Below are 12,928 nucleotides of genomic sequence, written 5' to 3'. Positions count from 1 at the left end.
GGGAGCCCGTCATGAACCAGCCACTCGCGGGCTACGCCCCCGCCCCCGTCACCGCCCGCATGGAGAACCACGGCAACCACATGGCGAAGATCGCCATGCAGACCGGGAACGACCTCCTCGCGCGTGTCGGATCGATGGTCGCCTACGAAGGGTTCGTCCAGTACGAGCCCAACCCGCCGGCCGTCCGCCAGATCGCCAAGGACTGGATGACCGGTGAGGGCGCGCCACTGATGAAGTGCTCCGGCGACGGTCTGCTCTACCTCGCCGACTACGGCGCCAACGTCGTCGTGATCAACCTCAACGGCGACGGCATCTCCGTCAACGCCACCAACCTGCTCGCCTTCGACGCCCACCTCACCTGGGGCGTGGAGCGGGTCAAGGGCCTGGCGAAGTTCGCCGGACAGGGCCTGTGGAACACCAGGATCTCCGGGCAGGGCTGGGTCGCGCTGACCTCGCGCGGCAAGCCGATCGTCGTCGACTGCGGTGGCGGCGACGACGAGACGTACGTCGACCCGGACGCCCTCGTCGCCTGGTCCCCGAACCTCAAGGTGAAGGGCAAGCGCAGCTTCCGGGCCCAGTCGCTGATCGGCCGCGGCAGCGGAGAGGCCTACCAGATGGCCTTCTCCGGTCAGGGCATCGTCGTCGTCCAGCCCAGTGAGGACAGCACCGACCGTCTCCGGGTCCGGGGCTGAGGGGGAGCACCAACACCATGCAGAGCCCGCTTTTCGCCTTCAACGACCAGCAGACCCAGGAACGCTGGAGCCTGCAGAACCAGCAGATGCTCCGCGTCGCCCTGGAGGGCCACGACGACATCCTCGCCCGCAAGGGCACCATGGTCGCCTACCAGGGACTCGTCGAGTTCGACGCCGAGTTCCAGAGCAACAGCGCGTCACGCGCGCGTGCGCAGACCGGTGAGGGACTCGACCTGATGCGCTGCCACGGGCAGGGCACGGTCTACCTCGCCAATCTCGCCCAGCGCATCCACGTGATGGAGGTGGAGCAGGACGGGCTGACGGTCGACAGCAGCTATGTGCTCGCGATGGACTCCTCGCTGCACCACGAGGTCATCGCCGTCGACAGCCTGTACGGCATCTCCGGCTCCGGGAAGTACCAGCTCAACATCACCGGCAACGGCAGGGTCGCCCTGATGACCTCCGGCATGCCGCTGCTGATGCGGGTGACGCCGGACAAGTACGTCAACTGCGACGCCGACGCGATCGTCGCCTGGTCCACGTCCCTGCGCGTGCAGATGCAGGCCCAGACCCACTCCTCCGGGGTGTGGCGGCGCCGCGGCAACACCGGTGAGGGCTGGGAGCTCAGCTTCATGGGCAGCGGCTTCGCACTCGTCCAGCCCAGCGAACTGCTGCCGCCGCAGAACGCCCAGATCGGCGGCGGTCTCGCCGCGCAGTACGGCGTGGGACAGCAGGGGGCCCGCGGCCAGAACCAGGGCAACGCCTGGAGCTGAACGCACCGGTAAGGGACGGCCGCAAAGGCGGCCGCCCCTTACCCCTGTGTCAGACGCCCAGTCTCGTCCGGGTCGCTTCCACCAAACGGGTGACCGAGGTGTCGGCTACGTCCGCCACCTCGTCGTACGGGAACCAGCGCAGGTCGAGGGACTCGTCGCTGATCGCCTCGACGGCTCCGGACGGAGCCAGCGCCGCGTACTGGACGTCCAGGTGCCAGGCACACGGTGTGTGATGACGGTCCAGACGCACGGGGCCGCCGGGGACCAGGGTCAGTCCCGCGATGCCGGACTCCTCCGTCGCCTCCCGCAGGGCCGCCGCGGCGAGCGAGACGTCACCCGGCTCGCAGTGCCCGCCCATCTGGAGCCACATCCGCAGCTTCCGGTGCAGGGTCAGCAGCACCCGGCCCCGCTCGGGATCGATCACCAGGCCGCTCGCCGTGATGTGACCGTCCGTACAGGCCTTCCACATGCCGTCCGGATGCGCCGCGAGATGGTCCAGATAGGTCTGGCGCAGTCCGGGCTGGTCCTCGTACCCCTTGAGCACGAGGACCGCGTCGTCATGGAGGCTCACTCGGCGTCGTCGCCCTTGTTCTTGCCCTCGTCCTCGCCCTCGTCCTTCTTCTTGAGGTCGGGCTTCCCGCCGGCGGCCTCGCCGAGCATCTTGTCCAGCTCGGAGAAATCGATCTGCTCGCGGTGCACGAAACCGTCCGGATCGTCCAGGTCGGTCGCCGTCGGCAGCATGTCCGGGTGTGCCCACAGGGCGTCCCGGCCGTCGACCCCGCGCGCGTCGGTGAGCGAGGCCCACAGGCGCGAGGCGTCGCGCAGCCGGCGCGGGCGCAGCTCCAGACCGATCAGCGTGGCGAACGTCTGCTCCGCCGGACCGCCCGAGGCGCGGCGGCGGCGCAGCGTCTCGCGCAGCGCGTCGGCCGACGACAGCCGCGGCTTGGCCGCGGCGTGCACCACGGCGTCCACCCAGCCCTCGACGAGTGCCAGCGCCGTCTCCAGACGGGCCAGGGCGGCCTTCTGCTCCGGCGTGTCCTCCGGCTGGAACATGCCCTGCTGAAGGGCCTCCTGCAGCTGCTCGGGGTTCTGCGGGTCGAACTGGCCGACCACGTCCTCCAGCTTGCCGGTGTCGACCTTGATCCCGCGCGCGTAGCCGTCGACCGCGCCGAAGAGGTGCGAGCGCAGCCACGGGACGTGTGCGAACAGGCGCTGGTGGGCCGCCTCGCGCAGGGCGAGGTACAGCCGCACCTCCTCCTGGGAGACGCCCAGGTCCTTGCCGAACGTCTCCATGTTCAGCGGCAGCAGCGCGGCCTTGCCGGCCGGACCCAGCGGCAGGCCGATGTCGGACGAGCCGACGACCTCACCGGCGAGCACGCCGACGGCCTGCCCGATCTGCGTGCCGAACATGGCACCGCCCATGGAGCGCATCATGCCGATCAGCGGGCCGGCCATGGCCTGCATCTCCTCTGGCAGCACATCGCCCATCGCGTTCCCGACGCGCTCGGCCACCGGGTCGACCAGCTCCCGCCACGCCGGAAGGGTGGCCTCCACCCACTCCGCGCGGCTCCAGGCCACGGCGGAGCCGGCGCCCGACGGCAGGGAGGTCGCGTCGTCCAGCCACAGGTCGGCCAGACGGACCGCTTCCTCCACGGCCCTGCGGTCGGCGGGCCCGACGCTCGTGTCCTTCGAGCCCTCCGCGGTGCCCTGCGAGACGGTCTGCCGGGCGATCTGCTTGGCCATGTCCCAGTTCACCGGCCCGCCCTCGTAGGAGAGCATCTGGCCGAGCTGCTGGAACGCCGCGCCCAGGTCGCCCGGGTTCAGCGACCCGAACATCGCGGCGAACGGATTGTCCGCGCCAGGGCCGCCAAAGCCTCCGGCTCCGGGCATGCCGAAGCCGAACGGGTTGGCCGGGCCCTGACCACCACCGCTCTGCGGGTCCTTCTTCTTGCCCTCGTCGCCGTCGTCCGGCTCCTCCGGCGGAAGGCCGAATCCGAATGGGGTGTCACTCACGGGTTTCCTCGGCTGGTAGGGCCACCGGTTCTTTCCGGCGGCACGGCTGCCCGACAACACCACCCAGCGTAGACACCTGAAGCGGTTCGGGCCTCGGTGCTTCGCCGACAGAAGGCCTGCGGCAGGATGGATGCCACCTGGTACGTACGCGTCGCTCGCGCCCGTACTGAAGACAACCGCTGGAGACGCCCGGTGAGTTCCCCAGATCCACAGGTTCGCGCAGCGCGAAACGAGTCGGCCCATCCGCCGCCCGACCACCGCCCCTCGACGACGGCGCTTCGCGCCGGCGGAACGACCGCGGCGCGCGGGCCCGTCGTCGCGGTCACCGGTGCCGCGTCCGGCATCGGCGCGCTGCTCACCGCGCGGCTCGCCGCCTCGGAGGAGATCAAGCAGGTCATCGCCATCGACGAGCGGCGCGGCGAGTGCGCCGAGGCGCGCTGGCACATCCTGGACGTACGGGACCCGGCCATCGCGGACAAGCTGCGCGGGGCCGACGCGGTGGTCCACCTCGCGCTCGACCTCGATCTGGAGACCGATGCCGCCGCCCGGACGGCCTACAACGTGCGGGGCACGCAGACCGTACTGACGGCCGCCGCGGCCGCCGGGGTGCACCGCGTGGTGCTGTGCACGTCGACGATGGTCTACGGGGCGCTGCCGGACAACGAGCTGCCGCTGTCCGAGGACGCGGAGCTGCGGGCCACGGCGGAGGCCACCGGGGTCGGCGACCTCCTGGAGATCGAGCGGCTCGCGCGCCGGGCGCCCAGGGCGCACCCGGGGCTGAATGTCACGGTCGTGCGCCCCGCCGTGCTGGTGGGAGGCACCGACACCGCGCTGACCAGGTACTTCGAGTCGCCCAGGCTGCTCGTGGTGGCCGGATCGAGGCCCGCGTGGCAGTTCTGTCACGTCCAGGATCTGTGCAGCGCCCTGGAGTACGCCGTCCTGGAGAAGGTCGACGGTGAGCTGGCCGTCGGCTGCGACGGATGGCTGGAACAGGAGGAGGTCGAGGAGCTCAGCGGGATCCGGCGGATGGAGCTGCCGTCGGCGGTCGCGCTCGGCGCGGCGGCCCGGCTGCACCGGATCGGGCTCACCCCGTCCCCGGCCGGGGACCTGGCCTACACGATGTACCCCTGGGTGGTGAGCGGGAGCCGGCTGCACGATGCCGGGTGGCGGCCCGCGCACACCAACGAGGAGGTGCTCGCGGAGCTGCTGGAGGAGGTGTCCGGCAGGCACACGGTCGCCGGCCGGCGCCTGGGGCGCAAGGACGCGACGGCGGCGGGCGCCGCGGGGGCGACGGTGGCCCTGCTGGGCGCGGCCGCGGTGGTACGGCGGGCACGCAAGGCCCGGCGCCGGATCTGACGCGCCTCCCGCGGGAGGCTCCGGACGGGCCCGCGCGTGTGCCGGGCGATGACGCTGTTCCGGGTTGTCGCCGGGGTGGGGCACGATGGAGACATGGCATCCACGCACGATCACCCGGGTGAGCAGGCCGCGCAGGACCCGCTCAAGCTGATCTCGATACGCGACACGCCGTTGTCCGTGGACGAGGTCCTCCACGCGGTCGGGGACGACGCGGCCGGCGGAACGGCGCTGTTCGTCGGGACCGTGCGCAACCACGACGGGGGCGCCGACGTCGACGAGCTCGGCTATTCGTGCCACCCCAGCGCCGAGGACGAGATGCGGCGGATCGCCGAAAAGGTCGCCGCCGAGTACCCCGTCCGGGCGCTGGCCGCCGTGCACCGGGTGGGGGACCTCAGGGTCGGCGACCTCGCCGTGGTCGTCGGCGTGTCGTGCCCGCACCGGGGGGAGGCCTTCGAGGCCTGCCGGAAGCTGATCGACGACCTCAAGCACGAGGTGCCCATCTGGAAGCACCAGAGGTTCTCCGATGGGACCGAGGAATGGGTGGGGGCCTGCTGAGCAGGCCCGGACCTCCGGTTGCGTAACCCCACCCCTGGCGTGAGCGTTGTCACTGCGGATGGTTAATCTGCTGATCAGTCAGTGTTGCGGACGCTCATGGGGTTGGGAGGTCGGCATGGCGGTGCTCACCTGGTTGCTGATTCCGCTGGTGGCCGCGATCGGGGCAGGACTGTGGGGCAGTTGGGCCAATCGCACCCGCAAGGTGCGGAGCGACGGCCCCGAACTCATCGGTTACGCCCGGTTCCGCGAGGCCATGGAAAAGTCGCACTCGGGTAGCTGAGGCCAAAGAAGAGCAGGTCACGGTAGACGAAGCGAACAGGGCCGCCCGTCCGGGCGGCCCTGACGGTGCGCTGACAGGCCTGTCCCGTACTGTCGAGGCATGCCACGCCGCACCGCGACGATGCTCGCCTCCACCCTGATGCTGATCGCGCTCCTGTGCGCGGGAGTGTTCATCCCCGTGCCCTACTCGGAGATGTCCCCGGGGCCGACGGTGAACACGCTGGGCGAGCACGACGGCGAGCCGGTGCTGCAGATCTCCGGGCGCAAGACCTATCCGACGGACGGTCATCTCAACATGACCACGGTGCGGGTCACCAGCGCCGACTACCGGATGAACCTCGTCGAGGCCGTCTACGGATGGCTCGCGCACGACAACAAGGTCGTCCCGCACGAGACCCTCTACCCCGACGGCAAGACGGAGGAGGAGTCCACCCAGGAGAACGCCGAGGAGTTCAGCCAGTCCCAGGAGAGCGCCAAGGTCGCGGCCCTGAGGGAACTCGACGTCCCGGTGAAGTCCTGGGTGATCGTCTCCACGGTGGTCAAGGGGTCCCCGGCCGAGGGCAAGCTGCACGCGGGCGACGTGATCAAGAGCGTCGACGGCGAGGCGGTGAAGGAACCGGCCGACGTCGCCGAGCGGGTGACCGAGCACAAGCCGGGCGAGGACGTCGTCTTCACCATCGTGCCCGCCGAGGAGCAGGCCGCCGCCGAGAAGGGGAACCGGACGGCGACGAGGACCGAGAAGGTGACGATCACCACCACGGCCTCCGAGGACGGCGGCGAGAAGCGCGCCATCGTCGGGATCTCCGCCGGGACCGACCACACCTTCCCGTTCAGCATCGACATCAAGCTCGCCGACGTCGGCGGGCCGAGCGCGGGCCTGATGTTCGCGCTCGGCATCTACGACAAGCTCACTCCGGGCAGTCTGACCGGCGGCGAGTTCGTCGCCGGCACCGGCACCATCGACGACGACGGCAAGGTGGGGCCGATCGGCGGGATCCAGATGAAGACGGTCGGCGCGCGCGACAAGGGCGCCGAGTACTTCCTCACGCCCGCCGACAACTGCGCGTCCGCCGCCAAGGACACCCCCGAGGGCCTCACCCTGGTGAAGGTCGACACCATCGACGACGCCCTGGGGGCCCTGGAGGACATCCGCTCCGGCGACACCTCGGACCTGCCGACGTGCACGGCCTCCTGACCGGCCCCGCTACTCCTCGAACGTCGCCGACAGCGCCTGGGCCAGGCCCGGCACCAGTCCGGAGCCGGTGAGGACCTCCGTGGCGGAGTCCTTCTCACGCAGCCGCAGGGCCGACTCGCGGGTCCCGTCGCGCAGCACCGCGACCGTCATCCGGACCTCCTGACGCTCCGGGTGCCGCGCCACCCACTTCGTCAGCGCGGCCTCGTCCAGGTCCTCGGGGACCTGGGCCTCGGCCGACGGCGGCAGCATCAGCCGTTCCACGGTCAGGGCACAGCCGGCCACCGCGTCGGGCCAGGCGATGGTGCCCAGGAACTCGTCGAGCGGCTTGCCCGTTGGAATCTCGTCCTGCTCGATCGGGGTGAGAGCGGTTGTCTCCTGTTCGTCGCCCAGACCGAGCCGGTCCGCGAGCGAGGGCTGTTCGGCCCGCAGCCGGGCGGTGTCGACGAGGGCGAACAGGCGGGCGGGCTGGTCCCAGCCGAGGCCGGAGACGTACTCGTCGATCTCGAGTACGGCCCGGGTGAGCGGGTTGGCCGCCATGGGTGTGTTGGACATGGTCACAATCCTCTCTCGTTCCTGGCCGGAATCGGGAACCGAGTAAAGGGTGAGTAAGTTGCATAGGTGTGGGCCTGCGATCACGGGGGACCACATACGGTCCGTGAAGACGCGGGCTTGACGAATCAACAGCGAACTTCGAGGTGCCTACCTTGGCTTTCCAGATGCCGGACCGCGGCGGAGGCCCGACGGGGCCACGGATCAGAGTGGGCCGCCCGTCCCGGCGGGTCCGGACCCTGCTCATGACACTGGGCGTCCTGGCCGTCCTCGGCATGGTGTTCACCATGTTCGCGGGCTTCTGGACCGACTGGCTGTGGTATCGCTCGGTCAACTACTCGTCGGTGTTCACGACGACCCTGTGGACCAAGATCGGACTGTTCTTCGTCTTCGGTCTGCTGATGGCCCTCGCGGTCGGTTTCAACGTCTGGCTGGCGCACCGCATGCGGCCGCCGCTGAGCGCCATGTCGATGGAGCAGCAGAACCTCGACCGGTACCGGATGGGCATCGCCCCGTACAAGAAGTGGCTGCTGCTCGGCATCACCGCGCTGGTGGGCCTGATCGCCGGCGCCTCGGCGTCGAGCCAGTGGCGGACCTGGCTGATGTGGGTCAACGGTGTGTCCTTCGGCCGGAAGGATCCGCAGTTCAAGCTCGACGTCTCCTTCTACGCCTTCGACCTGCCCTGGTACCGGTTCCTGCTCGGCTTCGGCTTCGCCGCCACGATCCTGGCGCTGATCGCCGCCGCGCTCACCCACTACCTGTACGGCGGGCTGCGCATCACCAGCCCGGGCGCGCGCGCCACGGCGGCGGCCACCGGACACCTGTCGGTGCTCCTCGGTGTCTTCGTCGCCCTGAAGGCGGTCGCCTACTGGCTCGACCGGTACGGGCTGGCGGTGAAGTCCAGCGACTTCAAGGCCACCGACAGCTGGACGGGCCTCAGGTACGTCGACGCCAACGCCTATCTGCCGGCCAAGACGATCCTGTTCTGCATCGCGGTGATCTGTGCGCTGCTGTTCTTCGCCACCCTGTGGCGGCGCACCTGGCAGCTGCCCGTGATCGGCTTCGGCCTGATGGTGCTGTCGGCGATCCTCATCGGCGGCCTGTACCCGGCGATCGTGCAGAAGTTCCAGGTCCAGCCGAACGAGCAGGCCAAGGAAGCGCCGTACGTCGAGAAGAACCTCAAGGCCACGCGTGAGGCCTACGGCATCGACGACTCCAAGGTCACTGACTACCCGGGCACGAGCCAGACCGAGGACAAGACCCAGTTGCGGGACGACGTCACCGACACGGCGAGCATCCGGATCATGGACCCGAACATCGTCTCGCCGACGTTCCAGCAGCTCCAGCAGATCAGGAACTACTACGCGTTCCCGACCAACCTGGACGTCGACCGGTATCCCATCGACGGCCAGGAGCAGGACACGGTCATCGGTCTGCGCGAGCTGAACCTGAACGGCATCCCCAAGCGGAACTGGATCAACGACCACTTCCGCTACACCCACGGATACGGTGTCGTCGCGGCCGAGGGCACCAGCGTGGACTCCGGCGGCCGTCCGGACTTCATCGAGTCCGACCTGCCGTCCAAGGGCGAACTCCCGGAGTACGAGCAGCGTCTCTACTACGGCGAGCGCACCACCACCTACTCGATCGTCGGCGGTCCCCAGAAGGAGATCGACTACTCCGACGACAGCGGCGAGAAGACGTACAGCTACCAGGGCGACAGCGGGGTCAACCTCGAGAACCCGATCAACCGGGCCGCCTACGCGGTCGCGTTCAGCGAGCCGCAGATCCTGTACTCCGGGGCGATCGGCGAGGGATCGCGGATTCTGTACAACCGCACGCCCAAGGAGCGCGTCGAGGCGATCGCCCCGTGGCTGACCATCGACGGCGACGCCTACCCGGCGGTCGTGGACGGCCGTATCCAGTGGATCGTCGACGCCTACACCACGACCAACGGCTATCCGTACGCGTCGCGGACGACCCTCGGCGACACCACGGCCGACTCGCTGACCGCCACCAACGACCAGCGCGCGGTGGTGGCCCAGCAGAACCAGGTCAACTACATCCGCAACTCGGTGAAGGCGACCGTCGACGCGTACAGCGGCGAGGTCAAGCTCTACCAGTGGGACACCCAGGACCCCGTCCTGAAGACCTGGATGAAGGCCTTCCCGGACACGGTGCAGCCGAAGACCGAGATCTCCAGCGCGCTGATGGCCCATCTGCGGTACCCACAGGACCTGTTCAAGGTGCAGCGCGAACTGCTGACCCGCTACCACGTGAAGGACGCCACCACGTTCCTCTCGGGCAGCGAGGTGTGGGAAGTACCGGACGACCCGACCAACAGGACGGGCGACGCGGTGCCTCCGTACTACCTGAGCATGAAGATGCCCGACCAGCAGGAGCAGACCTTCTCGCTCACCACGACGTTCACACCGAACGGCCGTGACAACCTCAGTGCCTTCATGGCGGTGAACGCCGATCCGGGCACCGAGGACTACGGCAAGATCAGAGTGCTGAAACTGCCGACCAGTACCACGGCCGCCGGACCCAAACAGGTGCAGAGCCAGTTCAACTCCGAACAGGACATCGCCGAGTCGATCAGGCTGCTGAGAGGCGGAGACTCCGAGGTCGAGTACGGCAACCTCCTGGCCGTCCCGCTCGACGGAGGGCTGCTCTACGTGGAGCCGGTCTACGTACGTGGTGGTGGACTGAAGTACCCGCTGCTGCGGAAGGTGCTGGTGACCTACGGAGGCCAGACCGCCTTCGAGGACACCCTCGACCAGGCTCTCGCCAAGGTCTTCGGAGGTGAGGGAACGACCACCGAACCACCGGGTGAGGACGAGGGGACCGGCGAGGAGGAGGGTACGACGCCGCCACCGACGTCCGACAACCCCACGGTCCAGGAGGCGCTGAACGACGCCCAGAAGGCCTTCGAGGCCGGCCAGGAAGCCCTGAAGAAGAATGACTGGGAGGCCTACGGCAAGGCGCAGAAGGACCTGGAGGACGCGCTGCGCAAGGCCGAGGAGGCCCAGTCGGCCGAAGGAGGTGGCGGCGCCGGCGGCGGGGAGAGCGGTCCCGGTCCCGACGCGAGTCCGAGCAGTTAGCGAGCAGGCTGGTCAAACGCCCGTCCCGCGCCGTGCTACGGTTGCAACACAACGGCGCGGGGTGGAGCAGCTCGGTAGCTCGCTGGGCTCATAACCCAGAGGTCGCAGGTTCAAATCCTGTCCCCGCTACTCAGGTCGCGAAGTCGGCGACATCAAAGGCCCGGATTCCTCAAGGAATCCGGGCCTTTGTGATGGGCGAACGCATGTGCCTGGGTGAGGGACGGCCGCGCCGCCGACGGGAGTTGGCCGATCTGTGTTTGACTTGTCTCTCTGTGGGCATGTCGACAAAACGCTGTAGTGACCTCACTGACTGCGGTATACCAGGTGTACCCAGGTTGCAGGTGGTGCGACGATGGATGTTATGGGGGACAAGGCAACTCTGTTCGGGACAGGGCGTTTTGTGAAGTCCTCCTCTCAGGAGGAACCCCGGGACGAGACGGGGGAGGCCGCCGACGAGGCGGCCGAGGAGCTGCGTCAGCGGCTCGCCGCCGAGGCCGGCGACGTCGAGGCGATGAGCGTCCTCGGCGCCATGCTGCTGCGCCGCGGTGATCTCGACGGAGCCGAACCCCATCTGCGTGCCGCCACCGCCGCGGGCGACCGCGCCGCCGCCAACAACCTGGGCGTCCTGCTGCACCAGCGGGGCTACGCCGACGAGGCCGCCGGCTGGTGGCGGATCGCCGCCGTGGCCGGCTCCACCGCGGCGGCCCACGCGCTCGGCCGCCACCACCGGGAGCGCGGGGACGAACCCGCCGCCGAGTACTGGCTGCGCCAGTCCGCCGAGCAGGGGCACACCCTGGGCGCGTACGCCCTCGCCGACCTGCTGGAACACCGTGGGGACACGGCCCGGGCCGAGCGCTGGATGCGGGCCGCCGCCGAGCGTGGGCACCGGGAAGGCGCGTACCGGCTGGCCCGCGCGCTGGACCGCCGGGCCGCGCGGGGGAGCGACGACGCCGCCGCGCTGCTGCGGGAGGCCGAGCAGTGGTACCGACAGGCCGCCGCGCGGGGACACCGCCGGGCCGCGCTGCACCTCGGGGCGATCCTGGAGCGGCGCGGCGAGCTCAAGGAGGCCGGCCGCTGGTACCTGACCTCCGCCAAGGACGGCGAGACCCGGGCCGCCTGCGCGCTCGGCTTCCTGCTGCGCGACGCCGGGGACACCGAGAACGCCGCCGTGTGGTGGCTGCGGGCCGCGCAGGACGGCGACGGCAACGCCGCCAACGCGCTGGGCGCGCTGCACGCCGAACGGGGCGAGACCCAGACCGCCGAGCGCTGGTACCGGGCCGCGATGGACGCCGGTGACATCAACGGCGCGTACAACCTCGGGCTGCTCTGCGCCGACCAGGGCCGGACCGGCCCGGCCGAGCAGTGGTACCGCCGGGCCGCGTACGCCGGTCACCGCGAGGCGGCGAACGCGCTGGCGATCCTGCTGCTGCGGGCCGGGGACGAGACCGGCGCGGAGCCGTGGTTCTCCAAGGCCGCGGAGACCGGCAGCGTGGACGCCGCCTTCAACCTCGGCATCCTGTACGCGGGCCGGGGTGATGAGCGGTCCGCGCTGCGCTGGTACGAGCGGGCGGCGGCCGCCGGGCACATGGAGGCGGCGCTCCAGGTCGGGATGGCGCGGCTGCGGGAGGGCGAGGAGGGCGAGGCGGAGCGGTTCCTGCGCTGCGCGGCGGGCGGGGGGAGCGCGGAGGCGGCGTACCGGCTGGCGACGGTGCTGGACGCCCGTAGACCGCCTGAGCCGGCGCACGAGCTGGGGGAGCCGGTGAACCGGCGCAGCGAGTGCGAGGAGTGGTACGAGCGGGCGGCCTCGCAGGGGCACCGGCGGGCGCAGGTGCGGGTCGGGATGCTCGCGGCGGCGCGCGGGGACGTCGTCGAGGCGGCGCGGTGGTACCGGGAGGCGGCGGAGGCCGGGTCGCGGAACGGGGCGTTCAATCTGGGGCTGCTGCTGGCTCGCGAGGGGAGTGAGCCGGAGGCGGTCGTGTGGTGGACCCGGGCGGCCGATGCGGGGCACGGCCGGGCGGCGCTGCGGCTCGCGCTGGTCTGCGCGCGGCGGGGGGAGCTCGCGGAGGGGCAGCGGTGGGCGGAGCGGGCGGCTGCGCTGGGGCCTCCGGCGGTCACGGAGCGGGCGGCGCGGCTGCGGGACGCGTTGCGTGAGGAACTGTCCGCGTGAGGCCGGGAGGGGGTGTGCGAGGTGAGGCAGCGGTGGGCTGAGCGGGGGTGGGTTCCGCAGCCCGGCGTTTGCGGGGCTCCTCCCCACTTTCGGCTCCGCTCGAGCGGGGGGACCCCCATCGCTCACCCGTGCCGCCCTGGGGGCACCTCCCAGGCCCTTTCGGGCTCTGGGGGAGGCACGACTGCCCGCGGCTACGGGCGGAAACGGATTTGCTTCTGTTGGACGTCTTGACGTAGTGTTCCATT

11 protein-coding genes and 1 tRNA gene are annotated in these 12,928 nt (G+C 70.3%); 9 read left to right on the top strand and 3 right to left on the bottom strand.

The genetic code is table 11. The annotated features are described in order from the left end of the window. Positions 1-11 precede the first annotated feature (11 nt). A complete protein-coding gene (locus ACF1DX_RS05375) occupies positions 12-692 on the top strand; it encodes an AIM24 family protein (protein ID WP_384719552.1) in 681 nt (226 codons plus the stop codon). A 17-nt stretch (positions 693-709) separates the two neighbouring features. Next, positions 710-1,465: an AIM24 family protein gene (locus tag ACF1DX_RS05370; protein WP_391789907.1), complete on the top strand. Its 756-nt coding sequence runs from the start codon at positions 710-712 to the stop codon at positions 1,463-1,465. A gap of 49 nt (positions 1,466-1,514) precedes the next feature. Here ACF1DX_RS05370 and ACF1DX_RS05365 read toward each other — a convergent pair whose 3' ends face one another. Both ACF1DX_RS05365 and ACF1DX_RS05360 read right to left on the bottom strand, forming a co-directional pair. Then, positions 1,515-2,036 (bottom strand): NUDIX hydrolase, encoded by a 522-nt coding sequence (locus ACF1DX_RS05365; protein ID WP_391789906.1) that lies wholly within the window; start codon positions 2,034-2,036, stop codon positions 1,515-1,517. Then, a complete protein-coding gene (locus ACF1DX_RS05360) occupies positions 2,033-3,478 on the bottom strand; it encodes a zinc-dependent metalloprotease (RefSeq protein WP_391789905.1) in 1,446 nt (481 codons plus the stop codon). Before ACF1DX_RS05360 ends, ACF1DX_RS05365 begins: the two co-directional genes overlap by 4 nt. Before the next feature lie 192 nt (positions 3,479-3,670). On the opposite strand from ACF1DX_RS05360, the gene ACF1DX_RS05355 reads away from it, so the two are divergent. The 4 genes from ACF1DX_RS05355 to ACF1DX_RS05340 all read left to right on the top strand — a co-directional run bounded on the left by ACF1DX_RS05355 (position 3,671) and on the right by ACF1DX_RS05340 (position 6,863). Continuing rightward, a complete protein-coding gene (locus ACF1DX_RS05355) occupies positions 3,671-4,834 on the top strand; it encodes an SDR family oxidoreductase (protein WP_391789904.1) in 1,164 nt (387 codons plus the stop codon). 93 nt (positions 4,835-4,927) lie between these two features. Then, positions 4,928-5,389: a molybdenum cofactor biosynthesis protein MoaE gene (locus tag ACF1DX_RS05350; protein WP_391789903.1), complete on the top strand. Its 462-nt coding sequence runs from the start codon at positions 4,928-4,930 to the stop codon at positions 5,387-5,389. A gap of 115 nt (positions 5,390-5,504) precedes the next feature. Continuing rightward, positions 5,505-5,669 (top strand): hypothetical protein, encoded by a 165-nt coding sequence (locus ACF1DX_RS05345; RefSeq protein ID WP_391789902.1) that lies wholly within the window; start codon positions 5,505-5,507, stop codon positions 5,667-5,669. A gap of 99 nt (positions 5,670-5,768) precedes the next feature. Then, on the top strand, positions 5,769-6,863 hold the full coding sequence (locus ACF1DX_RS05340; RefSeq protein WP_391789901.1) for a PDZ domain-containing protein: 1,095 nt from the start codon (positions 5,769-5,771) through the stop codon (positions 6,861-6,863). 9 nt (positions 6,864-6,872) lie between these two features. Here the strand turns inward: ACF1DX_RS05340 and ACF1DX_RS05335 are convergent, their stop codons facing one another. After that, on the bottom strand, positions 6,873-7,415 hold the full coding sequence (locus ACF1DX_RS05335) for a PPA1309 family protein (protein WP_391789900.1): 543 nt from the start codon (positions 7,413-7,415) through the stop codon (positions 6,873-6,875). 164 nt (positions 7,416-7,579) lie between these two features. On the opposite strand from ACF1DX_RS05335, the gene ACF1DX_RS05330 reads away from it, so the two are divergent. The 3 genes from ACF1DX_RS05330 to ACF1DX_RS05320 all read left to right on the top strand — a co-directional run bounded on the left by ACF1DX_RS05330 (position 7,580) and on the right by ACF1DX_RS05320 (position 12,683). Continuing rightward, positions 7,580-10,516 carry a UPF0182 family protein gene (locus tag ACF1DX_RS05330; protein WP_391790453.1) on the top strand — a complete coding sequence of 979 codons (2,937 nt, stop codon included), beginning with the start codon at positions 7,580-7,582 and terminating at the stop codon, positions 10,514-10,516. A gap of 55 nt (positions 10,517-10,571) precedes the next feature. Further along, positions 10,572-10,645: transfer RNA gene (locus tag ACF1DX_RS05325), tRNA-Met, on the top strand. A gap of 223 nt (positions 10,646-10,868) precedes the next feature. Next, the gene (locus tag ACF1DX_RS05320; RefSeq protein WP_391789899.1) at positions 10,869-12,683 is read left to right on the top strand and encodes a tetratricopeptide repeat protein; all 1,815 of its coding nucleotides are present in this window, start codon (positions 10,869-10,871) and stop codon (positions 12,681-12,683) included. Positions 12,684-12,928: the final 245 nt, after the last annotated feature.

It is taken from the genome of Streptomyces sp. NPDC014676 (genome assembly GCF_043084105.1).
Taxonomy (GTDB): Bacteria; Actinomycetota; Actinomycetes; order Streptomycetales; family Streptomycetaceae; genus Streptomyces.
Note: the sequence above shows the minus strand (reverse complement) of the source record. Positions and strands in the feature narration are given on the sequence as shown.